Source organism: Ruegeria sediminis (assembly GCF_005938215.1).
Classification (GTDB): domain Bacteria; phylum Pseudomonadota; class Alphaproteobacteria; order Rhodobacterales; family Rhodobacteraceae; genus Ruegeria; species Ruegeria sediminis.
In genome coordinates this window covers 1-26,787 of the sequence record NZ_VCPD01000001.1, presented here as the reverse complement: position 1 = coordinate 26,787, position 26,787 = coordinate 1, and the positions used below count along the sequence as shown (strand labels likewise).

The window sequence follows — 26,787 nt, the reverse complement described above, 5'->3', positions numbered from 1 at the left end:
GGACCGACCATGCCCGACCTGCTGATCGAACTGTTTTCCGAGGAAATCCCCGCGCGCATGCAGACCCGCGCGGGCGAGGATCTGAAAAAGCGGATCACCGACGGCCTGGTCGAAGCCGGTCTGACCTATGCCGGGGCCGCGGCTTTCACGACGCCGCGCCGCCTGGCGCTGGCGGTCGAGGGGCTGCTGGCGGCAAGCCCCACCATCCGCGAAGAGCGGAAGGGGCCCAAGGTGGGCGCGCCGGATCAGGCCATCGAGGGGTTTCTGCGCGGGGCCAAGATCACGCGCGACCAGCTTGAGGAACGCGAAACGCCCAAGGGGGCGGTCTATTTCGCCACGATCGAAAAGGCGGGCCGTCCGGCGGCCGAGATCGTGGCGGAAGTGCTCGAAGCCACCATCCGCAACTTTCCCTGGCCCAAATCGATGCGCTGGGGCGGGTCCAGCCTGCGCTGGGTGCGTCCGCTGCATTCGATCCTCTGCATCCTGACCAGCGAGGCGGGCGCGGAGGTTGTGCCGATTGAGGTCGATGGCATCGCCGCGGGCGACGGCACCGAGGGCCACCGCTTCATGAATCCGGGGCGGTTCACGGTTTCGTCCTTCGAGGATTACTCGGCCAAGCTCAAGCGCGCGCATGTGATCCTGTCCGCCGAGGAGCGCGCCGAGCATATCTGGAACGACGCCCGCAACATGGCCTTTGCGGCCGGTCTCGAGGTCGTCGAGGACAAGGGCCTGTTGGCCGAGGTCGCCGGGCTGGTGGAATGGCCGGTGGTGCTGATGGGCGAGATCGGGGCCGAGTTCCTGGACCTGCCGCCCGAGGTGCTGCAGACCTCGATGAAGGAACATCAGAAATTCTTCTCGGTCCGCAACCCTAAGACAGGCCGGATCGAACGGTTCGTCACCGTCGCCAACCGCGAAACCGCGGATCAAGGCGCGACCATCCTGGCCGGCAATCAAAAGGTGCTGTCGGCGCGCTTGGCGGATGCCAAGTTCTTCTGGGAGAACGACCTGCGCGTGGCGAAAGCCGATATCGGCGCGTGGACCAAGGCGCTGGAAAACGTCACTTTCCACAACAAGCTGGGGTCGCAGGGCGACCGCATCCGCCGCATCGCCGCGCTGGCGCGCGAACTGGCCCCTGCCGTCGGCGCCGAAGCCGGTCAGGCGGAAAAGGCGGCGACGCTCGCCAAGGCCGATCTGAGTTCGGAAATGGTCTATGAATTCCCGGAACTTCAGGGGCTGATGGGACGCTACTATGTCGAAGCGGCCGGCGAGGACGCCGGCCTGGCCGCCGTGGCGCAAGAGCATTATTCGCCGCTGGGCCCGTCCGACGACGTGCCCACCGCGCCGCTGTCAGTGGCGGTGGCGCTGGCGGACAAGCTGGACACGCTGACCGGGTTCTGGGCGATCGACGAGAAACCGACCGGGTCGAAGGACCCCTTCGCGCTGCGCCGCGCCGCGCTGGGCGTGATCCGGCTGGTGATCGCCAACGACCTGCGCCTGCCGCTGGACCGCTACATCGATGCCCAGCTGCTGCGGCACAAGTCCCACGCGCATAACGGCGACGCGGCCCTGACCGACCTGATCGACGAGATCGCCGATCACGGCGTCTTCGGCGCGGCTTTCGTGGCGGTGAAGGAAAAGCTGGGCGAAAACGCGCTGCTGGAAAAGGTGGGGCAGGAAGTTCCCGATCTTTCGGCGGATCTGCTCGCCTTCGTGCATGATCGCCTCAAGGTGTTCCTGCGCGACGAAGGCATCCGCCACGACATTATCGATGCCTGCATCGCGATGGAGGGGAATGACGACCTGAACCTGCTGGCCAAGCGGGCGCGGGCCTTGAACACGGTGCTTGCGACCGAGGACGGCGAGAACCTGGTGCAGGGTTTCAAGCGGGCCAACAACATCCTCACCCAGGCCGAGGAGAAGGACGGGGTGGAATACTCGTTCGGCGCGGATGCGAAATTCGCCGAGACCGAAAGCGAGAAGGCGCTGTTCTCTGCCCTGGAGGGCGCGCAGGCCAAGATCGCGCCGGCGCTGAAGGCCGAGGATTTTCCGGCGGCCATGTCCGCGATGGCCGCGCTGCGGGCGCCGATCGACGCGTTTTTCGAAGAGGTTCAGGTCAATACCGGCAACGAAGTCATTCGCCGGAACCGGCTGAACCTGCTGAGCCAGATCCGTCAGGTCTGTTCCCAGGTGGCCGATCTGACCCGCATCGAAGGCTGACCGCAGGGCGCTCGCGGCCCTGCAGGATTGCCATAGGAAACCGGGCGCGTGACGGCGCCCCCCATATCGGCCTTGCACCACCCGCGCAGGCCCTTATGCTGCGTTGAAACCGATAGGTGCCGCAGTGCAGAATAACCCGGATACGACCCTCATCACCGCGACCGCGCCCGTGTCCACCGCCACGCATGGCGGCCGGGCGAAATGTCTGCAGCGGCTGGTCCGGCTGGAGTTGCCGGTGCCGCGCACCGTGGCCCTGTCCTTCAGTTCCGTGCACCAGATCGCCGAAGGGCGGATGCCGGATATTGAGGCCGTTCTGGGCCAGTTCGACCCGAACAGCCTGCTGTGCGTGCGCCCAAGCTCGGAAGATCCCGATTGGGGCGGGCCCGGCGCGGTGCTGAACATCGGCATGAACGACGCCCGCTATGTGGATCTGTCGGACACGATGGGGGTCGAGGCGGCGGCGGCGCTTTACCTGCGGTTCGTGCATACATACGCGATCCACGTGGCGCGGCTGGATCCGGACGTGTTCGACGACATCGAGGCCAACGGCCGCGAGGGTCTGCGCCTGTCGCTGCGCGCCTACGAGGATGAGACCGACGAGAGTTTTCCCCAAGACCGCGGCGAGCAGCTGAGCGCGGTGCTGCGCTCGATGGCGCGGGCCTGGGAAGGCACCTCGGCGCGGCTGCTGCGCCAGGCCAAGGGCGCGCCCGCCGATGCCGGGCTGGGCCTCGTGGTGCAGGAGATGATCCCCGGCGTCGGGCAGGGCGAATGCGGCTCGGGTGTGTTGCAGCTGGTCGATCCGGTGACCGGGCTGCCGCAGATCACCGGCCGGTACCTGAGCCAGAGCCAGGGGCGCGACGCGCTGGGCGAGGGGGTGGCGGCGCTGTATCTGGAAAAGGACCCGCGCGGAACCTCGCTGGAAGATGTCGCGCCTGAAGCCTTTGCCGCGCTCAAGGAACACGCGGCCCTCATGCGGAGCAAGCTGCGCGAGGAGATGCAGGTGGAATTCGTGATCGAAAGCGGTCACGTGCATATTCTCGACGGCGTGCGGGTGTCGCGCAGTTCGCGCGCCAACGTGCGGATCGCCGTCCGGCTGGCCGAAGACGGGATCATCACGCCGCAGGAGGCGGTGATGCGCGTCGATCCGCATTCCCTGAACGAGCTGTTGCACCGGCAGGTGCACCCGGCGGCCGAACGGGACGTGTTGACCACCGGCATCGCCGCCAGCCCGGGCGCGGCCACGGGCCGGATCGTCTTTACCTCGGCCGAGGCGCAGGCCAGCGCCGCCCGCGGCGAAGCCTGCATTCTGGTGCGCAGCGAAACCGCGCCCGAGGATGTGCGCGGCATGCACGCGGCGGTCGCGGTTCTGACCGAAAAGGGCGGGATGACCAGCCACGCCGCCGTGATCGGCCGCGGCCTGGGCCTGCCCTGCATCGTCGGCGCGTCCGAGATGCGGTTCCAGACCAGGGACAGGAAGCTGACCGCCCCGGACGGGCGGGTGTTCAAGACCGGCGACATCATCACCATCGACGGCAGTTCCGGGCAGGTCCTGGCCGGAGAGCCCGAAATGCTCGAAGCCGCGCTGGACGACTGTTTCCAGACGCTGATGCGCTGGGCCGACGCCGAAAGGGATATCGGCATCCGGGCCAATGCGGACACGCCCGCCGACGCGCAGGCCGCGCGCAATTTCGACGCCCAGGGCATCGGGCTGTGCCGGACCGAGCACATGTTCTTTGATCCCGGCCGCCTGACCGTGATGCGCGAGATGATCTTTGCCGAGACATCATCGGGCCGGGCCGCCGTGCTGGCGCGCCTGCTGCCGATGCAGCGCGAGGATTTCGTGCAGCTGTTCCGGATCATGGAGGGGCAGCCCGTCTGCATCCGGCTGTTCGACCCGCCGCTGCACGAGTTCCTGCCCACCACCCGAACCGGGCAGCGCGAACTGGCCGAGGCGCTGGGCCTGCCGGTTTCCGACGTGGAGCGCCGGGTCGCGGCGATGAGCGAGTACAACCCCATGCTTGGTCTGCGCGGCGTGCGCCTTGGCGTGACCGTGCCGGAAATCTACGACATGCAGGCCCGCGCGATCTTCGAGGCGACGCTCGAGGCCAGCAAGGAGGGCGCGCCGGTCGTGCCCGAGGTCATGATCCCGCTGGTTTCCGCCAAGCGCGAGGTCGAGCTGGTGAAATCGCGGATCGACGCGGTGGCCGCCGCGGTGGCGTCCGAGCGCGGCAAGACCTTCGACTACAGGCTGGGCGTGATGGTCGAAACGCCCAGGGCCTGTCTGCGGGCCGAGGAAATCGCGCCGCACACCGCGTTCCTGAGCTTTGGCACCAACGATTTGACCCAGATGACCTACGGCCTGTCGCGCGATGACGCCGGCCGGTTCATGTCGGCCTATGTGCGCCAGGGCGTTTTTGCCGAGGATCCGTTCCATGTTCTGGATGCGGACGGGGTGGGCGAATTGCTGAAGCTCGGCTCGGAACGGGGCCGAAAAGTGAAGCCGGGCCTGACGTTATCGGTTTGCGGTGAACACGGAGGCAACCCCGAATCAATCGGGCTGTGCAGGGCCCTTGGGTTCAACTACGTGTCCTGTTCACCCTTCCGGGTACCGGTCGCTCGGCTGTCTGCCGCTCAACTGGCAATTTCGTCCAAACTTGGGGGTTGACAAGGGGTTACGGCACTAGGTATGGTGTCACCTAACTGACTTTGCGGCCAAAAATTTTGGCGGCATCGGCAGGATTTGTCTTGCATTTTTCGGAAAACTGGACCTTTCGACTCGGGTGGGCTATCAGCCTCGTCGCGCCCGCCGGGGGAGGGTATGGCGCGTAAAGTGCCTGTGCGAGGTTTTCTGATGAGACGCTATTTAGTGGCTGCTGCCATTCTCATGGCATCTGTTGTGCCGAATGCTTCCTTCTCAGAGAGGGGATCGGTCCACTCCGGTGGACAGGAACTGGTCAGCCGAAACGAACTGCCGGGACAAAGGTTCCGCGAATACCTGAGTCTTTTCCCGAAACGGGAAGACCCCGGTCCGATCAAGGTGAGCTACACCCGCGACTGGTTGGACCAACTGCCCAAGGCGACGGGCGACGAGGACTGGAAGTGCCTGGCCGAGGCCCTGTACTTCGAAGCGCGCGGCGAAAGCGTGAAGGGCCAGTTCGCCGTGGCCGAGGTGATCCTGAACCGGGTCGAGAACAGCCGCTTTCCGGACACGCTCTGCGACGTGATCAACCAGGGAACCGGGCGCAAGTATCAGTGCCAGTTCACCTATACCTGCGACGGCCGCAAGGAGATCATCGCCGAAAAGAAGGCCTACGAGCGGGTGGCCAAGGTCGCCCGCGCGGCCCTGGACGGCGTGGCGACGGACCTGACCGATGGCGCGACCCACTATCACACCAAGGCGGTGAATCCGTCCTGGTCGCGGGTCTACAAGGAAACCGCGCGGATCGGCGTCCACATTTTCTACCGTCACAACTACCGGACGGCCAGCAACTGATTGGCTGATCCGCGCCGGACCTTGCTGGCAAGGCCCCGGCGCGGTGCTATGTTGCGGGTCAGGAGGCCCGCAATGAAATTGACCCGGCGACAGGTTCTGACGGCCGCAACGGCCATGGCGCTTTTACCCGCCTCGGTGCGCGCCGCGCTGCCGCGGCTTGAGGCGCGCGAGGCGGTGCAGCAGATCGCCCCCGACGGCTACGATCCGACCCGGATATGGTGCTATGACGGCAGCGCGCCGGGCCCCGGAATCCGCGTTCCGCAGGGCGGACGCGTGCAGCGCCGCCTTGTCAACAGCCTGAGCCAGCCGACCTCGGTCCACTGGCACGGCATCCGCATCGACAACGCCATGGACGGAGTGCCGGGGCTGACGCAGGACGCGGTGCAGCCGGGCGATGGGTTCGACTATGATTTCTCCGTCCCGGATGCCGGAACCTATTGGTACCATTCGCACAACCGGTCGATGGAGCAGGTGGCGCGGGGACTTTACGGCCCGCTGATCGTGGACGAGGCCGCGCCGCCCGACGTCGATCGCGACCTGGTGCTGATGCTGGACGATTGGCGGCTGGATCCCGATACCGTGCAGGTCACCGGAGATTTCGACAACGGGCACGATCTCAGCCATGCCGGCCGCCTGGGCAACGTCCTGACCGTCAATGGCCGGTTCGATCCTTCCTACGAGGTCGCGCGCCACGACCGTTTGCGGCTGCGGCTGGTGAACGCGGCCAACGCGCGGATATTCGATCTGGGGCTTGACGGGGTCGACGGGTGGATCGTGGCGCTGGACGGGATGCCGCTGCCCGAGCCCATGCCCGTTGCCGGGACCTTTCCGATCGCCCCGGCGCAACGGGCCGATCTGATCGTGGACGTGACCGCCGCAGCCGGGCAGACCGCAAGCCTGGTGAGCGTCGAGCGGGACGGCGGCTATGGACTGGTCAGGTTCGAGGTGAGCGGCGAAAGCGCCGGCGGGCGCCGTGACGCGGCCCCGACGCCCCTGCCGCCCAACCCGGTTCCGGAAATCGGAAACCTCGCCGATGCGCCCCTGCACCGGATGGTCCTGCAGGGCGGCGCCATGCGCTGGCTGGAAAGCGCGCGGATCGGCGATACCGAACTGTCCGGCCGGGAACTGGCCGAGCTTGGGCGGTTCTGGGCGCTGAACGGCTATGCCGAGCGTCCGGAGGATCCGTTTCTGGATGCCCGGCGCGGAAGCCTGCACCGGATCGCATTCGTCAACGAAACCGCCTTTCCCCACGCGATGCATCTGCATGGTCACCACTTCCGCCTGATCGGGGCCGACGGCGGGCTTGGCCCGTGGCGGGACACGGTGCTGGTCGAGCGCGGAGAGACGCGGGAAATCGCCCTGGCCGCCGACAATCCGGGCGACTGGCTGCTGCATTGTCATATGCTTGGCCATGCCGCATCCGGAATGATGAGTTGGTTTCGCGTCACCTGACGACGCATTCGGTCGCTGGTGTGGCGCTTGTGAAGCTGCTATGGGTCCGCGCAACGTCTATTTTGGGCGGACCTGCAAATTGAGCCCGAAAAGGCCAGTCACATGAGCTCTGAAATCCGCCTCGCGTTTGCACATCCTTCCGAGAGGTCCGCGGCCACCGCGCCGCGCGGGCCGCTCGACCGGATCTCGCTCAGGGATCATATCGTCGAGGTCGAGATCGGCGCCTTTCAGGCCGAGCGGGGCACCACCCAGCGCATCTGTTTCAACATCGTCGTCGAGGTCAAGCCGCTGACCGGACCGATCGATGACGACGTGGACCGGATCCTGTCCTATGACCGCGTGACCGAGGCCATCGCCCACGAGCTTTCCGCCGAAAGGCTGAACCTGCTGGAAACCCTGGCCGAGCGCGTGGCCGAACGGATCCTGCTTGAACCTCAGGCTGTAAGGGCCTTTGTCCGCATCGAAAAACTGGATCGCGGTCCGGGCGCGCTGGGGGTCGAGATCGTGCGATCCAAGAACACCGTTCATCACGAGGTGGCCGCCGAAGAGCGCCCGCATCCGCGCCTGGTCTTCCTGTCGAACGAGGCGATCGCTTCGGACAACCTGACCGCATGGATCGATCAGCTGGAAAGCCGCAAGCGCCCGCTGATCCTGTGCGTCGGGCCGTCGAAACTGCCGGTGCCGCAGACGGAGCACGCCCTGACGCAGCGCCGGATCGACCTGCTGGCGATCGAACAGAACGCCTGGGCGCTGGCGTCGCGCGACCATCGCTGCGTGGTGGTGTCCACCCGGACGGAACTGGACTGGGCGATGAAGCACCACCAGACCTGCGTCTGGGCGCCGTCGAAGATCGTTCTCGACGCGGTGGACGGGCCATCGGCCAAACGCTCGGACGCCGTGGCGCTGGCGGCATGGTTCGCGGCGACCTTCGAGGCCAGCGAGATGCTGGTGATCGGCGGCGACCTGCCGTCCGAGGCCAGCGTGCCGCTGCGGGCCGTACCGGTGGAGCAGAAGGACCTGTGACGGACTACTGCCGCCCGCTGGTTCAGAACGGCCCCGCCCGGCCTGAAGGCGCGGTGGCGCTGGCCGGCACCGGCCTGTGGTTCACCCATGCCGAAGTGCTGTCGCGCGACGCTGCGCCGCTGGTGGTTGCGGCGGGCGATCTTCCCGATGCGGCGCTGCACCGGCTGACCGCCCCTCGCGCGCCCGTCGCCGGGGTGGCGATGGACCGGCCGCAGATCATGGGCATCCTCAACGCCACGCCGGACAGTTTTTCGGACGGCGGAAGGCATAATTCGGTGGACGCCGCCCGCGCCGCGGCCGTTGAGATGGTGTCGCACGGCGCGGCGATCCTGGATATCGGCGGCGAGTCGACGCGCCCCGGTGCGCCGACCGTTCCCGAGGATGAAGAAACTGCCCGAACGGTTCCGCTGATCGAGGCGATCCGCACGGAAACCGGGGCCGTCGTCTCGATCGACACCCGCAAGTCCGCCGTGGCCGAGGCTGCGCTTCTTGCCGGGGCGGGGCTGGTGAATGACGTCTCGGGTTTCACCTATGACGACGCGCTGGCGTCGTTCTGCGCCGGGGCGCAGGTGCCGGTCTGCGTGATGCACATGCAGGGCGACCCCGCCACCATGCAGGACGACCCGCAGTATGAAAACGTCCTGCTGGACGTCTACGACTTCCTCGAGCGGCAGATCGGCGTTCTGGAGGGTCATGGACTGGACCGGTCCGGAATCGTTGTCGATCCCGGCATCGGTTTCGGAAAATCCGAAGAGCACAACCTGACGCTGTTGCGCAACATCAGTCTGTTTCACGGGCTGGGCTGCCCGATCCTGCTGGGCGTGTCGCGCAAGGGTTTCATCGGCCGGATCGGCAAGGAGCCGCGCGCCGATGCCCGAGCACCGGGCTCGATCGCCGTGGCGCTGGCGGGAATTGCCCAAGGGGTGCAGATCATTCGCGTGCATGACGTCAAGGAAACATCGCAGGCCTTGCGCCTGTGGTCCGCTGTCCGCTAAGTCCTGACGCGCCGGATACCCATTGGAGAGTCAGTCATGCGCAAACTATTCGGAACCGACGGGGTGCGGGGAACCGCCAACACCCATCCGATGACCGCCGAGATGGCCCTGCGCATCGGCGCCGCCGTGGGGCGGTACTTCCGCAGGGATTCGTCGGGCGCGCACCGGGTGGTGATCGGCAAGGACACGCGCCTGTCCGGCTACATGTTCGAAAACGCGCTGACGGCGGGGCTGACCTCGACCGGCATGAACGTGCTGCTGCTGGGGCCGGTGCCCACGCCCGCCGTGGGGCTGATGACCCGTTCGATGCGGGCCGACCTGGGGGTGATGATCTCGGCCAGCCACAACCCGGCCGAGGACAACGGCATCAAGTTCTTCGGTCCGGACGGCTACAAGCTGTCGGATCAGGCCGAGATCGAGATCGAAAAGCTGATCGAAGAAGGCGTCCGACCGGCGCAGGCGCAGAATATCGGGCGTGCGCGGCGCGTCGACGACGCCCGGTTCCGCTATGGTGAGCGGGTCAAGTCTTCGCTCCCGCGCGACCTGCGGCTGGACGGGCTGAAGGTGGTGATCGACTGCGCCAACGGCGCGGCGCACCGGACCGCGCCCGAAGTGCTGTGGGAGCTTGGCGCGGATGTGATTCCCGTCGGCGTGTCGCCCGACGGCAAGAACATCAACCTGGGCTGCGGCTCGACTCAGCCGCTGGTGGCGGCCGAGACCGTGGTCGCGCATGGCGCACATGTGGGCATCTGCCTTGACGGCGATGCGGACCGGGTCGTGATGATCGACGAAACCGGCGCGGTGGCGGATGGCGATCAGCTGATGGCGCTGCTGGCCTCGCGCTGGGCCGCCGAGGGGCAGCTCAAGGGCGGCGCGCTGGTGGCGACGGTCATGTCGAATCTCGGGCTGGAACGGCACCTGGCCGGTAGCGGTCTGCGGCTGGAGCGCACCGCGGTCGGAGACCGCTACGTGGTCGAACGGATGCGCGAAGGCGGCTACAACCTTGGCGGCGAACAGTCGGGCCATATCGTGATGAGCGACTATGCCACCACCGGGGACGGGCTGATGGCGGGGCTGCATTTCCTGGCCGAGATGGTGCTGTCCGGCCGACCGGCCTCGGATCTGGCGCGGCAGTTCGACCCCGTGCCGCAATTGCTGAAGAACGTGCGTTTCGATGCCGGGCAGGACCCGCTGGACCTGCAAGAAGTGAAGCGTGCGATCGCGGATGCCGAAAGCGCATTGAACGGCAAGGGCCGACTGCTGATCCGCAAGTCGGGAACCGAGCCGCTGATCCGCGTGATGGCGGAATGCGAGGACGAAGGCCTGCTGGAACGCACCGTCGATTCGGTGGTCGGCGCGGTCATGGGCGCGGTTTCGGCCTGAGCCCCGGTCAGGACCGGCCAAACAGCCGTCTGAGCGCGCCATACTGGCTGAGGCCGACGCCGCCGAGGATCAAGAGCAGCGCCCAGAGCAGGGCGGGCGGCAGCGGCTCGCCCAGGAACACGGCCCCCAGAACCACGGACCAGACAGGCACCTGGTAGTTCGTCAGGCTCATGAAGACAGGGCCGGCCGTGCGCACCACCGTCACGCGCAAAAGGTTGGCGGCTGCGGTGGGCACCAGGCCCAGGAAGGCGACCAGGAACAGGGTGCGGTGATCGGGAAGCGGCGGTGGACCCTCTACCGCCCAGGCTGCCGGAATGGCGGCGGATGCTCCGATCAGCAGCAGGACCGAAGACAGCCCGATGGGATCGACGGGCGGCAGGCGGCGCATCAGCACCGATGTCAGGGCATAGCAGGCGGCGGCCGACAGGCAGGCGATGCGTCCCGGCAACTCGCGCACCTCGCCCGAGCTTTCGAAGGCCTGCGATCCGATCAAAAGCGACACGCCCGCGAAGCCGATCACAAACCCCGTGGCGCGGCGCAGGGTCATGCGTTCTCCCGGCACAAGGAAATGCGCGAGGGGCAGCACCATCAGCGCGACCGAGGCCATGGAGACGCCGGTGAAGCCCGAGGTGACGTATTGCTGCCCCCACGAGATCAGCGCGAACGGCACCGCCGAACTGAACAGGGCGATCACGGTCAGAGAGGTCAGGGCGCTGCGCGACGGCGGCCGGACGAACAGCCGCCCGCCCATCAGCTGCCACACCGCGCAACTGAGCAGGGCGCCGAAGCCGATCCGGAAGGCCGCCAGCCAGAACGGCGTCATGTTTTCCAGGACCAGTTCGATTATCAGGAACGTGCCGCCCCAGACGAAGCCCAGCGCCGCCACCATGAGCCAGCTTTTTGCCGTGATGTCCGGTTGTTGATCCATCGGGCCTCGCAGGGAAATGCGGCGCAACTGAACAGGGTCAAGGCAGCGGCGTCAACGCGGAACGCTGCGTGCCCGGCAATCAGAAAGGGCGCCCATGGGGCGCCCTTTCGCGGTGATATTCCCGATGGGATCAGTTCTTTTCCTGATCGACCAGCTTGCCGGCCGAGATCCAGGGCATCATGGCGCGCAGCTTCTTGCCCACTTCCTCGATCTGGTGCTCGTCGTTCAGGCGGCGCGTGCCCTTGAAGAACGGCTGGCCGACCGCGTTTTCCTGCATGAAGTCACGCACGAACTTGCCGGTCTGGATGTCGTGCAGGATCGCCTTCATCTCTTTCTTGGTCTGCTCATAGGGCAGGACGCGCGGACCCGAGACATATTCGCCATACTCGGCGGTGTTCGAGATCGAGTAGTTCATGTTGGCGATGCCGCCTTCGTAGATCAGGTCGACGATCAGCTTCACTTCGTGCAGACACTCGAAATAGGCCATCTCGGGGGCATAGCCCGCCTCGACAAGGGTCTCGAAGCCGCAGCGGATCAGTTCGACAAGGCCGCCGCACAGAACGGCCTGCTCGCCGAACAGGTCGGTTTCGCATTCCTCGCGGAAATTGGTCTCGATGATGCCCGAGCGGCCGCCGCCGATGGCCGAGCAGTAGCTGAGGCCGATTTCCAGCGCTTTGCCGGTGGCGTCGGTGTGGACCGCCACCAGGCAGGGAACGCCGCCGCCCTTGACGTATTCGCCGCGCACGGTGTGGCCGGGGCCCTTGGGCGCCATCATGATGACGTCCACGCCTTCCTTCGGTTCGATCAGGCCGAAATGCACGTTCAGGCCGTGGGCAAAGGCGATGGCCGCGCCCGGCTTGATGTTGTCATGCACGTATTTCCTGTAGGTCTCGGCCTGCAGTTCGTCGGGCATGGTGAACATGATGACGTCGCACCAGGCCGCGGCTTCGGCGATGCCCATAACCTTCAGGCCCTCGGCCTCGGCCTTCTTGGCCGAGCGCGAGCCTTCGCGCAGGGCGACGACGAGGTTCTTGGCGCCCGAGTCGCGCAGGTTCAGCGCATGGGCGTGGCCCTGGGAGCCATAGCCCAGAATGGCCACTTTCTTGTCCTTGATCAGGTTGATGTCGCAGTCACGATCGTAATAGACGCGCATTTCGCCGGTCCTTTCTGTTTCGATTGCCGTGGTTCTATCGGGCGACACGGCTATTGGCGAGAGCGCCGGGATCGGGTATTCGGCAAAATGATGAAGAACAATTCGCAAGATCGGCGATGGGCGAAAAAATCATGCTCGACGACATAGACCGGCGCATTCTGCGCCATTTCCAGGCCGAGCCCAGCCTGTCCACCGCCGAACTGGCCGAGCGGTGCCGGATCAGCGCCGGCGTCTGCTGGCGGCGGGTCGAAAAGATGCAGGCGGCCGGGATCATCCAGGGGCAGGAGGCGGTGATCGACTGGGCGGCACTGGGCTATGCCGTCGAGGTGTCGTTGCGGGTGACGCTCGACAAGACTCAGGCGCGGGCCTTTGACGAGTTCACCGCCGCCGCGCGCCAGGTGCCCGAGGTGACCGAGATCCAGACCTTTCTGGGCCGGGTGGACGTGCGGCTGTCGGTGATCGCACGGGACATGCCCCATTATCAGCAGGTCTACCGCGACCGCATCCTGACCCTGCCGCACATCGCCGATATCGAAGCCCTGATGCATATCGCGCGGGTCAAGCGGGACGAGGTTCTGCCGGTATGACCGAACTGGATGATCTGGACCGCAAGCTGCTGCGGGCGTTGGCGCAGGATGCGACGCAGAGCGCGGGCGCCTTGGGGCGGCGGTTCGGGCTTTCGCAGCCGGCCACCTGGCGGCGCATCCGGCGGCTGGAACAGGCCGGCATCATAAAGGGCAGGCGCTTGCGTCTGAACGCCGAGGCGTTGGGCTTTGGCGTCACCGTCTTTCTGGGCGTCAAGCTGGCGCGCAAGGGGCAGGTCAGCCTCGAGGATTTCGAGCGCGCGGTCAGCGCCATTCCCGAGGTGCAGACCGTGGAACACGTTCTGGGGCTCTACGACTATCGTCTGCGGGTCGTGGCGCGGGATCTGCCGGATTTCGAGCGCATTCTGAGGCGTCGGATCATGACGTTGCCGGGCGCGGGCGAGGTCGAGGCGAACGTGCTGCTCAGCGAGGAACGCCTGCCGGGGCCGATCGGCTGACCGGGTTCAGTACTTGGTCCGGATCCGATAGCCGGGGTGGTGCGTCATGCGGGCGAAGGTCACGGGCTGCTGGTGCAGCCATGTCGTGCGCTCGGTCTGCAGCAGGGGGATGCCCGGGGTCGTGCCCAGGAACTCGGCCAGGCGCCCGTCCGCGGCGATGGCGAAAAACGCCACCTCGGCATCGGTGAAGGGCGCCGCGTTCAGCAGCCATTCATGCGGGCCGGACCGGCTCAGATCGGCCTCCTCGATGTCCGGAACGACCTCGATGTTGATCCAGCGTTCCTCAAGCTGAAAGGGCCGGTTGTCCGCGTAGTGCATGCAAAGGACATGCAGGATGCGGGTATGCGAGGACACGTTGAGCTGCGAGGCCAGCCAGCCCGGGCTGAGGACGACATTGCGTTCGACCAGGGCATAGCGGTAGGTCGCGTTCTGCGCTTCGACCGTGTGGCGGGCGAGGGAGATTTCCAGCCGCGCCTGCTTGGACGGGGCCATCTTGACCCGGGTTCCGCTTTTTCGTTTGCGCTCGACGAAACCCTGGTCCGCCAGTTCGCGCAGCGCCCTGTTCACGGTGGCGCGGGCGCATTTGAATTCCTCGGCAAGCTGGGTTTCGGTCGGCAGCACGGATCCCTGGGGCCAGATGCGGCTTTCGATCCGCCGTTTCACTTCGTCACGAACAACCTGAAAGCTCATTCGCTTTTGTGATGTCACGGGCTGGTCCGTCCTTTCTTGCTTTGGATGTGTCTATCTGCTCAGAAACACGCCTGAGTGTAAAGCTTCCGTGACACTGGTTGGCGTCAATTCTGCAAGTTGTGGTTAACAAACCCGAATCTTCCCTGACCGGCCGGGGCTGGCGCCGACGCACCGCCGGCTTTTGTCGATTTGCAGCTTTACCAATTCGCCGGGTAAGTTCAGAAAGTCGGGGACCTGACAGAAAGGACTGACCATGCCTGCATTGCTTGAAACCGTCGATCCCGGCGGCCTTGAAGAATTCTCGGTCGTTTTCACCGATCGTTCGCTCAATCACATGTCCGCGGCCTTCCAGCAGGTGATGCGCGACATCTCGGCCATGCTCCGCGAGGTTTACAATGCCGACGGCGTGGCGGTGATTCCCGGCGGCGGAACCTATGGCATGGAAGCGGTGGCGCGCCAGTTCGCCCGCGGCGCGAATGTGCTGGTGGTTCGCAACGGCTGGTTCTCGTATCGCTGGAGCCAGATCTTCGAGACCGGCGGCCTGACCTCCGGCGCCACGGTGATGAAGGCGCGCCAGACCGGCAATGCCACCCCGTCGCCGTTCGCCCCGGCCCCGATCGACGAGGTGGTGGCCGCGATCCGCGAACAGCGCCCCGATGTCGTCTTTGCCCCGCATGTCGAAACCGCCGCCGGGGTGATTCTGCCCGACGACTACATCTCGGCAATGGCCGCGGCGGCGCATGAGGTCGGCGCGCTGATGGTGCTGGACTGCATCGCCTCGGGCTGCGTCTGGGTGGACATGAAGGCCACCGGCGTCGATGTCCTGATTTCGGCCCCGCAGAAAGGTTGGAGCGCCTCGCCCTGCGCCGGCCTGGTGATGCTGTCCGAGCGGGCGGAAAAGCGTCTGGATGAGACGACGTCGGACAGTTTCGCCATCGATTTGAAGAAATGGCGGCAGATCATGCAGGCCTACGAGAACGGCGGCCATGCCTATCACGCCACCATGCCCACCGATGCGCTGCGCGCGTTCCGGGACACCATGGCCGAAACCCGCGACTATGGCTTCGCAAGGCTGCGCGAGGCGCAATGGGCGCTGGGCAACGGGGTGCGGGCCATGCTCAAGGACAAGGGCGTGGTGTCGGTCGCCGCCGAAGGATTCGGGGCGCCGGGCGTGGTGGTCAGCTATACCTCGGATCCCGAAATCCAGAACGGCAAGAAATTCGCCGCGCAGGGCATGCAGATCGCGGCGGGCGTGCCGCTGCAATGCGACGAGCCCGAAGGGTTCAGCACCTTCCGGCTGGGGCTGTTCGGGCTCGACAAGCTGTATGACGTGGACGGAACGATCGCGCGCCTGAAACGGGTTCTGGATCAGGTGCTTTGAGCCGCGGGTTGGGCCTCAGCGGACGCCGAGGCCCATCTGCATCAGCGTCTTTCGCACCGGGGCGAGTGAATAGAGCGCGCTCAGCCCCATCGCCCGCGCGTCCCGCAAGGGGCGTGCTTCGACCATCGAGGCGCGGTTCAACAGGTCGATCCCCCTGACGCGCAGCTCGATCTCGGTGTGCCGCGCCTTGTGATAGGCGTCCAGCATCGCCGCGTCGCCAAGCCCGTCGGGGCGGGCCTGCGCAAGCTCCAACAGCGTCCTCAGATCGCCCAGCGACATGTTCAGCCCCTGCGCGCCGATGGGCGGCACCACATGCGCCGCCTCGGCCATCAGCGCGATGCGCTCGCCCGACAGGCGTTCGGCGGATTGGCTGATGATCGGCCAGATGGTCCGGCGCGAGGCCAGCTTGAGCGGCCCGAACAATCCGCAGGACCGTTCGGTCATGGCCGCCTCGAAAGCCCCGGCGTCCATGTTCAAAAGCTCCACGGCGCGCGGCCCGCGTTCCATCCACACAACCGCCGACGAGGGCGAGCCCTGCCAGTCGGGCAGCGGAACCAGGGTGCAGGGGCCGCCCGAGCGGTGGATTTCGGTCGAGACGTTGTCATGGGCGATCGGATGAGTGACCGCGAAGGCCAGCGCCTTTTGCCCGTAGCGCGTGGTGTGAACGCCGATCCCCGCCGCCTCGCGCATGGGCGAGTTGCGCCCGTCCGCGGCGATCACCAGCTTGCAGCGGATGCGGCTGCCGTCGCTCAGGCCCACGCGCGCCTCGGCGGTGCGGGTGAACAGGCCGGTCGTGGCCGTGCCGGGGCGGAAATCCACGTTGGGCAGTTCGGCCAGACGTGCCACCATCTCGCGCCGGAGCAGCCAGTTGGGCAGGTTCCACCCGAACGGCTGTTCCGAGATGTCGGCGGCGTTGAAATCGCGCACGACGCGGGGTTCGGGCACCTCGCCGCCGGCATCGACGATGCGCATGATCTGCAGCGGGGCGGCATGTTCGGCCAGCCGCGCCCACAGCCCGCATTGCTCGAGCAGCCCGCGCGCCGGTTGCAGGAAGGCGGTTGTGCGCAGGTCCGAGCCTTCGGCGTCGCGCTCGGTCACGGGCGGCGCCGGATCGACGCAAACGACGTCGAAGCCGGCCGCGCCGAAGGCCGCCGCCGCAGTCAGCCCGGCGATGCCGCCGCCGGAAACCAGGATGTTACAGCTGTCTTTCATGGCTTATGCCTCCGTACCGGTCCGAGCCTACGGGCGAACCGCCTTGCGCACCAAGTGACATCCTGTCCCGCAAGTCATCCGCGCGAAATCAGGATGAGCAGCAGGAACATCACCGGCACCATGGCCAGCGCCGGGAGGTAGAGCCCGGGCAGGCCGAACAGCAGCAGGGAACAGCCCCACATGCTGACGACCGCGATCAGGGCGTACCACAGGTTGTCGGGGTCGCCATAGGCCACGTCACGGGCCATCCAGCCAAACAGGGGCACGGCAAAGACAAGGCGCTGCCAGAAGGGCAGGCGGCGGGGCATTTCCAACGCGGTCATGGGTTTCTCCGTTCTGTTCGTCGCTGCCGGGCATATAGGTGCGCGAGGGCGCGGCGGGCAGGCGCAGATCGTCGCAGTTTTGCCGTTCAGACGAGGCGGCCCAGGAAACCGGTCAGGTCGTCGGTGTGGTGGTGGATGTGCTCGGCGTCGTGGCGCTCGGGCGCGACATGAACGGTGCGCATGCCCATCTCGTGCGGCGCCGCGAGGTTGCGGGGATCGTCCTCGAACATGGCCGCCCGTTTCGCGTCGATCCCGTCGTGCAGAAAGATCGCCTCGAAGGCCACCCGCTCGGGCTTGGGGCGATACCCGGCATGTTCGACGCCATAGACCGCGTCGAAGAGTCCGTTCAGCCCGCGCGCCTCGAGAACCCTTTCGGCATAGGGCGCGCTGCCGTTGGTATAGACGATGCGGCGGCCGGGCAGGGCGCGGATATGCGCGGCCAGTTCGGCGTCGGGCTCCATGTGGGTCATGTCCACCTGGTGCACCGAATGCAGGTAGGGCTCCGGGTCCACGTCATGCTCGGCCATCAGCCCGGCGAGCGTGGTGCCGTATTGCCGCCAATAGTGCGACCGCAGGTGGTCCGCCCGGGTCTTGTCCACGCCGAGCGCGCGCATGACGTATTCCGTCATCAGCACCTCGATCTGGTCGAACAGGCGCATGTGTGGCGGATACAGGGTGTTGTCCAGATCGAACACCCATTGCGTGACGTGTGAGAAGGCCGGTTTCACCATGACTTGGGTTTAGGGCTCTGTGACGCGGTTTTCAATGCCGGGCTTGATCGCAAGCCTGCCCGGCGGATAGACAAGTCGGAACAGGGAGAAAGAACACAAAATGAACCAGACGCGCCAGACGAATACGGATGCCTACAGCCTGATCCTCGAGGCGATCGATGTCGGGATCTACAAGCCCGGCGACCGGCTGGTGGAAAGCGAGCTTGCCGACCGCTTCGGCGTGTCGCGCACGCCGATCCGCGAGGCGCTGCAGCGGCTCGAGACGCAATCCCTGCTCGAGCGGGACGGGCGTTCGCTGATCGTGGCGTCGCTGGACCACAACCAGATGGCCGAACTTTACGTCGTGCGCCGCGAACTCGAAGGGCTGGCCGCGCGCCTGGCGGCGCAACATGCCACCGAAGAAGAGATCCGGGTGCTGCGCGAGATGGTCAAGGCGGATGACGAACTGGTCGGAGATCCGAACGCCCTGTCGCGGGCGAACCGGCGCTTTCACGAACAGATCCATCTGGCCTCGCACAACCGGTATCTGGTTCAGCAGCTGGATCTTGTGCACAGGACCATGGCACTGATGGCGACCACGTCGCTTGCCGCGCAGGGCCGCGGAGAAATCGCGCAGAGCGAACACAAGGGCATCGTCGATGCGATCGAGGCGCGCGACGAAGAGCGGGCGGAAAAGGCGCTGAAGGACCACATCTCGATCGCCTTCATGACCCGGCTCAAGCAGGACGCGGACAAGCGCGAGCGCGGCTGAGCGTCACGCGGGCTGATCCTCTTCCGGGGCCTGTCCGTGCTGGGTCTTGTCCCAGAAAAAGGGGCGGATCGCCAGTTCCCACAGCGCCTTGTAGGCGGCCACGGCGCCGAGCGGGAAGTAGGCCATCATGGTGGGCACCCACGGCATCAGGAAACGCCGGTCTTTCGCCGAGACCGCGGTCAGGCCGATCAGGATGTTCAGCAGTTCGGCCAGAACAAGAAAGCCCACCAGTATCGCCATGAGAGGCGGTGCAACCATCTGCGCAATCGGATGCGGCAGGCCGAACAGAAGCAGCCACAAGGACCACAGCACCGGCGCAAGCAGGAACTGCCCCAGAGTGCCCAGAAAGAAGGCCTGAAACCCCACGAACCGCCAAAGGCCAAGATCGGCCAGCAGGCGGCGCGGCGCGCGCATGTGGACCAGGTAGGTCACCATGAACCCCTTCAGCCAGCGCGAGCGTTGCCGCACCCAGGGCCAGGCGCGAAAGCTGGCCTCTTCATGGGTGACAGTGTCGATCATTTCGGTCCGGTATCCCGCGCGGCAAAGCCGGACGCCCAGATCGGCGTCTTCCGTCACGTTATGCGCGTCCCACCGGCCCAGTTCCTCTAGCACCTGGCGGCGAAAGAACAGCGTGGTGCCGCCCAGGGGCACCACGAGGCCCAACCGGGCGATGCCCGGCAGGATGACCCGAAACCAGCTGCAGTATTCGATGGTGAAACAGCGCGCGCGCCAGTTCGTCCGCGGATTGTAGTAGTCCAGGATGCCTTGCAGGCACACCACGTCGGGCGGCGCTTGGGCAAAGCGGGCCGCGACCCGTTCCAGCTGATCGGGGGCGGGCGCATCCTCGGCGTCCCAGACCCCCACGATCTCGCCCCGGCAGAAATCCAGCGCAAAGTTCATCGCGCGCGGCTTGGTGGTCAGCCCGCCCAGATCGGGAACCTTGATCACCCGCATCCAGTGCGGCAGGTCGGCGGCGGAAAGCGCCGCCTGGGTCACGCCGTCCTTTTCCTCGAGCACGAGGATGACGTCCAGCAGCGCCTTGGGATAGTTCAGCCGGCCGAGCCGCCGGACCAGCGCATCCGCGATCTCGCGCTCTTTGTAAAGCGGCACCAGAACGGAAATAGGCGGCAGGCGCGGGCCGGGATGCGAGGCGATCAGATGGGTCCGGCCGGCCACATGCGCGGCAAAACCCGCCAGCCGCAGCGCCATGAACAGGCTCAGCGTGAGAACCGAGGCGAAAATCAGCGCAGCCAGCCCCAGTTCCGGAAACGCCACGGCGACGAGAAGGATCAGGATGCCCGTCAGGATCGCCGGCAAGCGGGCGCCGAACGTCCAGTCCCGGCAGCTTTGCGACGGCTCGACGCAGGTCTCGGCCGCTTTGGCCAGGGGCGCAGCGAACAGCCGGGCTAGCGCCGCATGGATGTGATCCAACCCGGCCAGCACCGGCATCGCTGTCAAGCCGGCTGCGGCCATCGCGTCGGCAACTTCCGGAAAACGGTCGGGACGGGACGTGGCGACAAGCACGATCGGCCCCATGCGAATCCACGGTACGACCGCGTGTTTCAACCAGAACGCAACCGGCATCAGGTCGCCAAGTTCGGAAGCGGGCGGAGTGGCGGCCAGGTCGGCGATCTGAAGGCCGCTCTGCGCCGACAGCGCGTCCAGAATGTCTCTCGGTTCGGCCCAGCCTTCCGCGACGATGATTTTTCCAAGCGGAGCATTCAGCCGCAACTGCAGCTGCAGCGCCTCGACCAGCTGCGCTTCGGTGATTGCGCCATTCAGAACCAGATGCCGCCCCAACGGGAGCCGGGGCACCGGGAGCGGCGCAACCTCTGCGAGGCGTTGGACATTCTGGCCGCTCAAGACACTGACCCCGATGCGTGTGACACGCTTCAGGGTGGCTCGGGGCTGGTTAATGTCCGGTTAAGGCGGATATGTCCGGGCTCAGGCCGCGGTTTTTCTGGCCGCCATGGCCGCGGCGAACCGTTCGAACAGGTAGAAACTGTCCTGCGGGCCGGGCGACGCTTCGGGGTGATACTGCACCGAATAGACCGGCCGCTCCGCCATGCGGATACCGCAGTTCGACCCGTCGAACAGCGAGCGGTGCGTTTCCACCACGCCGTCGGGCAGGGTCTGGGCGTCGACCGCGAAACCGTGGTTCATCGAGGTGATCTCGACCTTGCCGGTTTCCAGATCCTTGACCGGGTGGTTGGCGCCGTGGTGGCCGTGGTTCATCTTGACGGTCTGTCCGCCCAGCGCCAGCGCCAGCATCTGGTGGCCAAGGCAGATGCCGAAAACCGGCAGATCGGTGGTGCCCAGGATCTCCCGGATCATCGGAACGGCGTATTCGCCGGTCGCCGCCGGGTCGCCGGGACCGTTGGACAGGAACACGCCGTCGGGGCTGTGGGCCAGGATTTCGGCGGCGGTTGCCGTCGCGGGCAGAACAGTCACGTCGCAGCCCGCCGAGGCGAGGCAGCGCAGGATGTTGCGCTTGGCGCCGTAATCCACGGCCACGACCTTGTGCGCCGGGGCTTCCTGACGAGAATACCCGTCGGGCCAGGCCCAGCGCATCTCGTCCCAGCGGTAGCTTTGCGCACAGGTGACCTTCTTGGCCAGGTCCATGCCTTCCAGGCCGGCAAAGCCGCGCGCGGCGGCGACCAGCGCCTCGATGTCGAATTTGCCCTCGGGGTCATGGGCCAGCGCCACGTGCGGCGCGCCCTGCTGGCGGATCGCCCGGGTCAGGCGGCGGGTATCGACGCCGCCGATGGCGATGCGGCCGCGCCGCGCCAGCCAGTCCTTGAGCTCTTCCGCGGCGCGCCAGTTCGACGGCAGGGTCGGGTCCCATTTGACCACCATTCCCTCGGCCACGGGATCGGCGGTCTCGTCATCCTCGGGGTTCACGCCCACGTTGCCGATATGCGGAAAAGTGAAGGTCACGATCTGGCCCGCATAGGAGGGGTCGGTCATGATTTCCTGATATCCGGTCATCGCGGTGTTGAAGCACAATTCGGCGACCGTCTGGCCCGTGGCCCCGAAGCCGTGCCCGTAGAACAGCGTTCCATCGGCCAGTGCCAGACATGCGGTGGGCTTGGACGTGGCATTCTGGACCATGGCGCGACTCTCCTGCAGGGTAAATCGGCGCATAACTAAGGGGCTTGCGCCGCTGGGTCAAGCCTGATCGAAATTTCCACTATCGTTGTTTTTCAACGGGTTAACGGCTTTCATCCCTTGTTGTAACATAGTTTCGGTTTAAATATGGTCTAGGTTCGAGTTCCATGGGGATGGGCAGGACAAATGGATATGCGATCAAGGGTAAACACTGCCCTAAAGCAAGCAATGAAGGACAAGGCCGCCGAGAGGGTGTCGACGCTTCGGCTGATCAACGCGGCGATCAAGGACAAGGATATCGCCACGCGCGGCGCCGGAAGCGAAGAAGCGAACGGTTGCAGCGACGCGGAAGTTCTTGAAATTCTGGGAAAAATGACCAAGCAGCGCAAGGAAAGCGCGCGCGCCTACGAAGAGGGCGGGCGTCTGGATCTGGCCGAGCGCGAGCGCCTGGAAATCGCGGTGATCGAAGAGTTTCTGCCCAAGCAGCTGGAAGACGACGAAGTGGTCGCGGCGATCAAGGCGGCGATTTCATCGACCGGCGCAGAATCGATCCGCGACATGGGCAAGGTCATGGGCGAGCTCAAGTCGCGCTATACCGGCCGGATGGATTTCGGCACGGTGGGCCCGATGGTCAAGGACCAGCTCTGCAAGGCTTCGAACGGCGGCTGAGGGCCGTTGGCCCGATTGCCCTGAAAGTCAGATGTTGACCTGTCAGCCCGGGCTGACGGACGGGACGCGCATCTTCAACACCAGTTCGTCATAAAGCGCGATGCGTTCGTCTTCGGACAGGAAGGCGCCGATTTCGACTTCGCGTCCCGCGCCGATCAATGTCACGTAGTTGGGCACGGGACCGCCCAGCTTGTGCATCTCGGGCCGCGCCCAGTAGCGGTTGCAGTGCCATTCCTGAATGCGTCCGCGCGGATTGTGGCGCACCAGATGCGCCTGGTCGTCCGTCAGGGTCAGCACCTCCAGCATGCGCCGGTGGCGGTAGTTCATTTCCAGGGCCAGCCACAGGCCCAGGACGGCCAGCAGAACGAATGGCAGCAGGCCCCACAGAAGGACCGATCCCAAAACGGCCAGCATGGGAATGGTGCCCAGTGCAAAGACACCCAGAACGGCAGCCATCACCCCGCGGGGCGGGAGAGAGTTGTGCGGCCAAAGGTGCAGTTCCTGCACGGTTTCCGAAGGGCGTTTCCAGTCGTAGGGCATGGGGTTAACCTAGCATCCGTTCCACGCCGGTCGAGATCGGTTCCGCGGTCCCGGCGTCAGACCACGTGGCCGACCTTGACCCAGGACAGGGCATCCTCCAGCCGGTCGTCGCCCCAGAACAGTTCGCCCCGCGCCACGAAGCTGGGCGCACCGAAGACGCCCGCCGCAACCGCCGCTTCGGTTTCCGCCTCCAGCGCCGCGACCGCTTCGGGTTCCCGCGCGCGGGCAAGCACGGGCAGGGGGTCCTGCTCGCTGCGGTGCAGGGCCTCGGCCAGGGCCGCTTCGCTTCCGGCCTCGACGCCATCCTCGAACCAGATGCGGTAGAGGTTCCGGGTGAACCGTTCGCCCCATCCTTCGCCCATGCCCAGCAGCGCCACCTGGTTGGCAAGGGCCAGGTCGGAAATCGGGTAGGGGGCCGGCAGCCGCGCGTGCAGACCGTACTTGGCGGTCCGCCGTTCGATGTCGCGCCACATATAGGCGGATTTGATGGGTTTGCCCGCGAAGGGGATGTTCTTTTGCTCGGTCATGACCGTGCGCACGTTGAAGGGACGCCAGCGGACCGAGGTGTGGTTTTCCTTGCACCAGTCAGGAAGCCGCATGACGGTCAGGAATGAATAGGTGCTGCCAATAGAATACCAAAAATCGATCTCGGGCATCGGCGGGACTCCGGGTAGCGCAATACAAGGCCCGAAAAAGAATAGCGTAATTTTGTGAGTCTGGCGATTCCGCCAAGCCCGTTCCGTGCGCCGCCGGGTTCGCGACCGCCCGGAAAAGGAAAACCCCGCCGGCGTGGCGGGGTTTTCGCTGTGTCTCGGTCAGGCCGGGATCAGTGCGCGTGGCCCTTGTCCCAGTCTTCCTGCTTGGGCAGGATCTCGAACGTGTGTTCGGGAGGCGGCGAGGGCAGGGTCCATTCCAGCGTGTCCGCGTACTCGTTCCAGTAGTTGTTCTGGGTCACACGCGCGCCGCGGAACAGCGAATAGAACACGATGCCGAAGAACAGCAGGAACGAAGCGAACGAGATGAACGCGCCATAGGACGAGATCTTGTTCCAGTAGGCGAAGGCCTCGGGGTAGTCGATGTACCGGCGCGGCATGCCCTGACGGCCCAGGAAGTGCTGGGGGAAGAAGGTCAGGTTGGCGCCGATGAAGAACATCCAGAAGTGGACCTTGCCCCAGAATTCCGGGTACTGGCGTCCGGTCATCTTGCCGAAATAGAAGTAGATCCCGGCAAAGATCGCGAACACCGCCCCAAGCGACATCACGTAGTGGAAGTGGGCCACGACATAGTAGGTGTCGTGATAGGCGCGGTCCACGCCCGCCTGGCTCAGCACCACGCCGGTCACACCGCCGACGGTGAACAGGAACAGGAAGCCGAAGGCGAAAAGCATCGGCGTCTTGAACTCGATCGAGCCGCCCCACATGGTGGCGATCCACGAGAACACCTTGACGCCCGTGGGCACCGCGATGACCATCGTGGCCAGCATGAAGTAGGCCTGCTGGCGCAGCGACATGCCGACGGTGTACATGTGGTGCGCCCACACGACGAAGCCGAGCACCCCGATCGCGATGATCGCCCAGACCATCGGCAGGTAGCCGAAGATCGGCTTGCGCGAGAAGGTGGCGATCACGTGGCTGATGATGCCGAAGCCGGGCAGGATCACGATGTACACTTCCGGATGGCCGAAGAACCACAGGATGTGCTGGTACAGCACCGGGTCGCCGCCGCCGGCCGGATCGAAGAAGGTGAAGCCGAAGTTGCGGTCCATCAGCAGCATGGTGATGGCGCCGGCCAGAACCGGCAGCGACAGCAGGATCAGCCACGAGGTGACGAAGATCGACCAGCTGAACAGCGGCACCTTGAACAGGGTCATGCCCGGGGCGCGCATGTTCAGGAAGGTGGTGATCATGTTGATCGCGCCGAGGATCGAGGAGGCGCCCGATACGTGCACGGCGAAGATCGCAAGGTCCATGGACATGCCGCCTTCGGTGGTCGAGAGCGGCGGATACAGCACCCAGCCCACGCCCGAACCCAGCTGGTCGTTGCCGCCCGGAGACAACAGCGAAGCGACGCCCAGCGAGGTGCCGGCCACGTAGAGCCAGAAGGACAGGTTGTTCATCCGCGGGAAGGCCATGTCCGGCGCGCCGATCTGCAACGGCATGAAATAGTTGCCGAAACCGCCGAACAGCGCGGGAATGACCACGAAGAACATCATCAGGACGCCGTGATAGGTGATCATCACGTTCCAGAGATGGCCGTTGGGCGTGCAGGGGTCGGCCATGAAGCCTTCCATGCACATGTACTGAACGCCCGGATCCATCAGCTCAAGCCGCATGTAGACGGTCATCAGAACCGAGATCAGGCCAGCGATGGCCGAGAATACCAGGTATAGGATCCCGATGTCCTTGTGGTTGGTCGACATGAACCAGCGGGTGAAGAAACCGCGCTGGTCTTCATGATCGTGACCATGAATGGCTGCGTCTGCCATTTAGGTGCCTCCTGTTGCAACATAACCGCGCAGCCGGACTTCTCCGGCGCGCGGGGATTCCAGCAGGTTTTAGAATGTGAGGGACACACCTTCAATGGCGGAGTTTGATCTGGATCAAGATAAATGGCCGCACCCTCCTTGAATCGGGCGCATCGTTCCCGCGTTTCCTGCCCGGCGCAGAGAAATGGCGCCTCCGCCGGCCGGCCGGGCGGCACGGATACCTTCAGCCGGTATGTCCAAAGCCCTTGCAGGCAGACTGGCGGATGCAAAGCCCCGCAGGCCGATCAAGCGCCCGCGCCGATATCATCCCCTAGCCGGCACCAAGCAGCGGCAGAAAATGGGAATCTATTCCCTTGATGATCATTTCAACCGCAACGGCCGCAAGCAGAATTCCAAGGATCTTCGTGCCGATGGTGATTGCAACGTCGTTCAGAAACCGCCCGGCGGTGGTGGCAAACGCCATGGACAGCCACAGCATCAGCGCAACTGCCAGAATGGCCGCGCCAAGGGCCGTGAAATCACCCGCGGCCGCAAGCCGGCTGCTGAAAACGATGGTCGTGACGAAGACGCCCGGTCCGGCAAGCAGCGGAATGGCAAGAGGATAGACAGCGATATCCTTGTTCTTGCTGCCGGTTTCCTCCGCTATCGTTTCCTTGGCCTTTTCATCTTCTTTGCCGTCATCCTTGAGCATACCCAAGGCGATCATTAGCACGATTATCCCGCCGGCGATCTGAAACGACTCCACATGAACGCCGAAAAGATTGAGAATCTGATCACCGATCAGGGCCGCGATGATCAGCGCGACCAGGGTTGTCAGCGCGGCAACCGCGGCTGCCCGCTGTCGCTCGCCCGCGGTGAACTCACTTGTCAGGCCAAGAAAAATCGGAATTGCGAAAAGCGGGTTTAGAAGCGCAAAGAGGGCTATGAAGAAATCCAGGAAGAGATCGCTGTCAAACATTTGGCCTCTCTGTCCGTCCCGGACTATTCAACCGGAATTTCCCAAGTGAAGTTGACCCAGGCGCAGATTGGCGAGTTTTGGGCCATTTTTCAAGGCTGTGCACCGCTCTGCGACAGGTCCAGTGATGGCCGGCTGGATCACTCCTCCGCCGGTGGCACAGCCCGCTGATAGAGATGCCATGTGGCGTGGCCAAGGATCGGCAGGGTGAAGATCAGGCCCAGAAACGCCGGAACCAGCGACAGCAGCATGGTGA

Annotated in this window: 24 protein-coding genes and 1 pseudogene; 12 read left to right on the top strand and 13 right to left on the bottom strand. The window is 65.3% G+C overall.

Annotated features, from left to right (window positions below):
• The first annotated feature begins 9 nt into the window (after positions 1 to 9).
• From glyS to glmM, 7 genes are all read left to right on the top strand, one after another.
• Complete coding sequence (gene glyS / locus FGK63_RS00120) at positions 10 to 2,217, top strand: glycine--tRNA ligase subunit beta (protein ID WP_138839574.1); 2,208 nt, start codon at positions 10 to 12, stop codon at positions 2,215 to 2,217.
• A 103-nt stretch (positions 2,218 to 2,320) separates the two neighbouring features.
• Positions 2,321 to 4,882, top strand: a complete 2,562-nt coding sequence (locus tag FGK63_RS00115) for a putative PEP-binding protein (protein WP_171052535.1) — start codon at positions 2,321 to 2,323, stop codon at positions 4,880 to 4,882.
• Between the two features lie 186 nt (positions 4,883 to 5,068).
• Positions 5,069 to 5,710, top strand: a complete 642-nt coding sequence (locus tag FGK63_RS00110; protein WP_138839573.1) for a cell wall hydrolase — start codon at positions 5,069 to 5,071, stop codon at positions 5,708 to 5,710.
• A gap of 72 nt (positions 5,711 to 5,782) precedes the next feature.
• The gene (locus tag FGK63_RS00105) at positions 5,783 to 7,162 is read left to right on the top strand and encodes a multicopper oxidase family protein (RefSeq protein ID WP_138839572.1); all 1,380 of its coding nucleotides are present in this window, start codon (positions 5,783 to 5,785) and stop codon (positions 7,160 to 7,162) included.
• A gap of 102 nt (positions 7,163 to 7,264) precedes the next feature.
• Positions 7,265 to 8,185 (top strand): dihydroneopterin aldolase, encoded by a 921-nt coding sequence (locus FGK63_RS00100; protein WP_138839571.1) that lies wholly within the window; start codon positions 7,265 to 7,267, stop codon positions 8,183 to 8,185.
• A complete protein-coding gene (gene folP / locus FGK63_RS00095; RefSeq protein ID WP_246043877.1) occupies positions 8,182 to 9,180 on the top strand; it encodes a dihydropteroate synthase in 999 nt (332 codons plus the stop codon). The genes FGK63_RS00100 and folP overlap by 4 nt, the downstream gene beginning before the upstream one ends.
• Positions 9,181 to 9,216: 36 nt before the next feature.
• The gene (glmM, locus tag FGK63_RS00090; protein WP_138839569.1) at positions 9,217 to 10,563 is read left to right on the top strand and encodes a phosphoglucosamine mutase; all 1,347 of its coding nucleotides are present in this window, start codon (positions 9,217 to 9,219) and stop codon (positions 10,561 to 10,563) included.
• Between the two features lie 7 nt (positions 10,564 to 10,570).
• Here glmM and FGK63_RS00085 read toward each other — a convergent pair whose 3' ends face one another.
• Both FGK63_RS00085 and ilvC read right to left on the bottom strand, forming a co-directional pair.
• Positions 10,571 to 11,491 carry a DMT family transporter gene (locus tag FGK63_RS00085; RefSeq protein ID WP_138839568.1) on the bottom strand — a complete coding sequence of 307 codons (921 nt, stop codon included), beginning with the start codon at positions 11,489 to 11,491 and terminating at the stop codon, positions 10,571 to 10,573.
• A 130-nt stretch (positions 11,492 to 11,621) separates the two neighbouring features.
• Positions 11,622 to 12,644 (bottom strand): ketol-acid reductoisomerase, encoded by a 1,023-nt coding sequence (ilvC, locus tag FGK63_RS00080; protein WP_138839567.1) that lies wholly within the window; start codon positions 12,642 to 12,644, stop codon positions 11,622 to 11,624.
• A 131-nt stretch (positions 12,645 to 12,775) separates the two neighbouring features.
• Between ilvC and FGK63_RS00075 the strand changes: the two genes are divergently transcribed.
• Positions 12,776 to 13,231 (top strand): Lrp/AsnC family transcriptional regulator, encoded by a 456-nt coding sequence (locus tag FGK63_RS00075; protein WP_138840409.1) that lies wholly within the window; start codon positions 12,776 to 12,778, stop codon positions 13,229 to 13,231.
• Positions 13,228 to 13,686, top strand: a complete 459-nt coding sequence (locus tag FGK63_RS00070; RefSeq protein ID WP_138839566.1) for an Lrp/AsnC family transcriptional regulator — start codon at positions 13,228 to 13,230, stop codon at positions 13,684 to 13,686. The genes FGK63_RS00075 and FGK63_RS00070 overlap by 4 nt, the downstream gene beginning before the upstream one ends.
• Positions 13,687 to 13,692: 6 nt before the next feature.
• On the opposite strand, the gene FGK63_RS00065 is transcribed toward FGK63_RS00070, so the two are convergent.
• Entirely contained in the window at positions 13,693 to 14,376 is a 684-nt protein-coding gene (locus tag FGK63_RS00065; RefSeq protein ID WP_138839565.1) for a histidine utilization transcriptional repressor HutC, read from the bottom strand.
• 253 nt (positions 14,377 to 14,629) lie between these two features.
• On the opposite strand from FGK63_RS00065, the gene FGK63_RS00060 reads away from it, so the two are divergent.
• Complete coding sequence (locus FGK63_RS00060) at positions 14,630 to 15,757, top strand: aminotransferase class V-fold PLP-dependent enzyme (RefSeq protein ID WP_138839564.1); 1,128 nt, start codon at positions 14,630 to 14,632, stop codon at positions 15,755 to 15,757.
• 15 nt (positions 15,758 to 15,772) lie between these two features.
• On the opposite strand, the gene FGK63_RS00055 is transcribed toward FGK63_RS00060, so the two are convergent.
• The 3 genes from FGK63_RS00055 to FGK63_RS00045 form a co-directional block, all read right to left on the bottom strand.
• Complete coding sequence (locus FGK63_RS00055; RefSeq protein ID WP_138839563.1) at positions 15,773 to 16,969, bottom strand: UbiH/UbiF family hydroxylase; 1,197 nt, start codon at positions 16,967 to 16,969, stop codon at positions 15,773 to 15,775.
• Between the two features lie 74 nt (positions 16,970 to 17,043).
• Positions 17,044 to 17,292, bottom strand: a complete 249-nt coding sequence (locus FGK63_RS00050; RefSeq protein WP_138839562.1) for a hypothetical protein — start codon at positions 17,290 to 17,292, stop codon at positions 17,044 to 17,046.
• Between the two features lie 86 nt (positions 17,293 to 17,378).
• Positions 17,379 to 18,023 (bottom strand): pyrimidine 5'-nucleotidase, encoded by a 645-nt coding sequence (locus tag FGK63_RS00045; protein WP_138839561.1) that lies wholly within the window; start codon positions 18,021 to 18,023, stop codon positions 17,379 to 17,381.
• A 100-nt stretch (positions 18,024 to 18,123) separates the two neighbouring features.
• Here FGK63_RS00045 and FGK63_RS00040 point away from each other — a divergent pair, with 100 nt between their 5' ends.
• A complete protein-coding gene (locus FGK63_RS00040) occupies positions 18,124 to 18,774 on the top strand; it encodes a GntR family transcriptional regulator (RefSeq protein WP_138839560.1) in 651 nt (216 codons plus the stop codon).
• Between the two features lie 3 nt (positions 18,775 to 18,777).
• Here the strand turns inward: FGK63_RS00040 and FGK63_RS00035 are convergent, their stop codons facing one another.
• Positions 18,778 to 20,589 (bottom strand): glycosyltransferase family 2 protein, encoded by a 1,812-nt coding sequence (locus tag FGK63_RS00035; RefSeq protein WP_246043876.1) that lies wholly within the window; start codon positions 20,587 to 20,589, stop codon positions 18,778 to 18,780.
• Between the two features lie 129 nt (positions 20,590 to 20,718).
• A complete protein-coding gene (carA, locus tag FGK63_RS00030) occupies positions 20,719 to 21,885 on the bottom strand; it encodes a glutamine-hydrolyzing carbamoyl-phosphate synthase small subunit (protein ID WP_138839558.1) in 1,167 nt (388 codons plus the stop codon).
• Positions 21,886 to 22,068: 183 nt separating this feature from the next.
• On the opposite strand from carA, the gene FGK63_RS00025 reads away from it, so the two are divergent.
• On the top strand, positions 22,069 to 22,551 hold the full coding sequence (locus FGK63_RS00025; RefSeq protein ID WP_138839557.1) for a GatB/YqeY domain-containing protein: 483 nt from the start codon (positions 22,069 to 22,071) through the stop codon (positions 22,549 to 22,551).
• Positions 22,552 to 22,593: 42 nt separating this feature from the next.
• On the opposite strand, the gene FGK63_RS00020 is transcribed toward FGK63_RS00025, so the two are convergent.
• The 5 genes and pseudogenes from FGK63_RS00020 to FGK63_RS21175 form a co-directional block, all read right to left on the bottom strand.
• Positions 22,594 to 23,091, bottom strand: coding sequence for a DUF2244 domain-containing protein (locus FGK63_RS00020; protein ID WP_138839556.1), 498 nt, complete (start codon positions 23,089 to 23,091; stop codon positions 22,594 to 22,596).
• Between the two features lie 56 nt (positions 23,092 to 23,147).
• Positions 23,148 to 23,747 carry a 2-hydroxychromene-2-carboxylate isomerase gene (locus FGK63_RS00015; RefSeq protein WP_138839555.1) on the bottom strand — a complete coding sequence of 200 codons (600 nt, stop codon included), beginning with the start codon at positions 23,745 to 23,747 and terminating at the stop codon, positions 23,148 to 23,150.
• Positions 23,748 to 23,917: 170 nt separating this feature from the next.
• A complete protein-coding gene (ctaD, locus tag FGK63_RS00010; RefSeq protein WP_138839554.1) occupies positions 23,918 to 25,576 on the bottom strand; it encodes a cytochrome c oxidase subunit I in 1,659 nt (552 codons plus the stop codon).
• A 310-nt stretch (positions 25,577 to 25,886) separates the two neighbouring features.
• Entirely contained in the window at positions 25,887 to 26,534 is a 648-nt protein-coding gene (locus tag FGK63_RS00005) for a MarC family protein (RefSeq protein WP_138839553.1), read from the bottom strand.
• A 137-nt stretch (positions 26,535 to 26,671) separates the two neighbouring features.
• Positions 26,672 to 26,787 (bottom strand): annotated as a pseudogene (locus FGK63_RS21175) (DUF2189 domain-containing protein); the annotation flags it as partial.

Excerpts from the sequence above, each read along its gene's own strand:
- FGK63_RS00015 (WP_138839555.1), bottom strand. The coding sequence starts at position 23,747 with ATGCCCGAGATCGATTTTTGGTATTCTATTGGCAGCACCTATTCATTC.
- carA (WP_138839558.1), bottom strand. The coding sequence starts at position 21,885 with ATGGTCCAGAATGCCACGTCCAAGCCCACCGCATGTCTGGCACTGGCC.
- FGK63_RS00050 (WP_138839562.1), bottom strand. The coding sequence starts at position 17,292 with ATGACCGCGTTGGAAATGCCCCGCCGCCTGCCCTTCTGGCAGCGCCTT.
- FGK63_RS00005 (WP_138839553.1), bottom strand. The coding sequence starts at position 26,534 with ATGTTTGACAGCGATCTCTTCCTGGATTTCTTCATAGCCCTCTTTGCG.
- FGK63_RS00105 (WP_138839572.1), top strand. The coding sequence starts at position 5,783 with ATGAAATTGACCCGGCGACAGGTTCTGACGGCCGCAACGGCCATGGCG.
- FGK63_RS00055 (WP_138839563.1), bottom strand. The coding sequence starts at position 16,969 with ATGAAAGACAGCTGTAACATCCTGGTTTCCGGCGGCGGCATCGCCGGG.
- glmM (WP_138839569.1), top strand. The coding sequence starts at position 9,217 with ATGCGCAAACTATTCGGAACCGACGGGGTGCGGGGAACCGCCAACACC.
- FGK63_RS00085 (WP_138839568.1), bottom strand. The coding sequence starts at position 11,491 with ATGGATCAACAACCGGACATCACGGCAAAAAGCTGGCTCATGGTGGCG.
- FGK63_RS00020 (WP_138839556.1), bottom strand. The coding sequence starts at position 23,091 with ATGCCCTACGACTGGAAACGCCCTTCGGAAACCGTGCAGGAACTGCAC.
- FGK63_RS00045 (WP_138839561.1), bottom strand. The coding sequence starts at position 18,023 with ATGGTGAAACCGGCCTTCTCACACGTCACGCAATGGGTGTTCGATCTG.
- FGK63_RS00060 (WP_138839564.1), top strand. The coding sequence starts at position 14,630 with ATGCCTGCATTGCTTGAAACCGTCGATCCCGGCGGCCTTGAAGAATTC.
- FGK63_RS00070 (WP_138839566.1), top strand. The coding sequence starts at position 13,228 with ATGACCGAACTGGATGATCTGGACCGCAAGCTGCTGCGGGCGTTGGCG.
- FGK63_RS00065 (WP_138839565.1), bottom strand. The coding sequence starts at position 14,376 with ATGAGCTTTCAGGTTGTTCGTGACGAAGTGAAACGGCGGATCGAAAGC.
- ilvC (WP_138839567.1), bottom strand. The coding sequence starts at position 12,644 with ATGCGCGTCTATTACGATCGTGACTGCGACATCAACCTGATCAAGGAC.
- FGK63_RS00025 (WP_138839557.1), top strand. The coding sequence starts at position 22,069 with ATGGATATGCGATCAAGGGTAAACACTGCCCTAAAGCAAGCAATGAAG.
- FGK63_RS00110 (WP_138839573.1), top strand. The coding sequence starts at position 5,069 with ATGAGACGCTATTTAGTGGCTGCTGCCATTCTCATGGCATCTGTTGTG.
- FGK63_RS00100 (WP_138839571.1), top strand. The coding sequence starts at position 7,265 with ATGAGCTCTGAAATCCGCCTCGCGTTTGCACATCCTTCCGAGAGGTCC.
- glyS (WP_138839574.1), top strand. The coding sequence starts at position 10 with ATGCCCGACCTGCTGATCGAACTGTTTTCCGAGGAAATCCCCGCGCGC.
- FGK63_RS00040 (WP_138839560.1), top strand. The coding sequence starts at position 18,124 with ATGAACCAGACGCGCCAGACGAATACGGATGCCTACAGCCTGATCCTC.
- ctaD (WP_138839554.1), bottom strand. The coding sequence starts at position 25,576 with ATGGCAGACGCAGCCATTCATGGTCACGATCATGAAGACCAGCGCGGT.
- FGK63_RS00075 (WP_138840409.1), top strand. The coding sequence starts at position 12,776 with ATGCTCGACGACATAGACCGGCGCATTCTGCGCCATTTCCAGGCCGAG.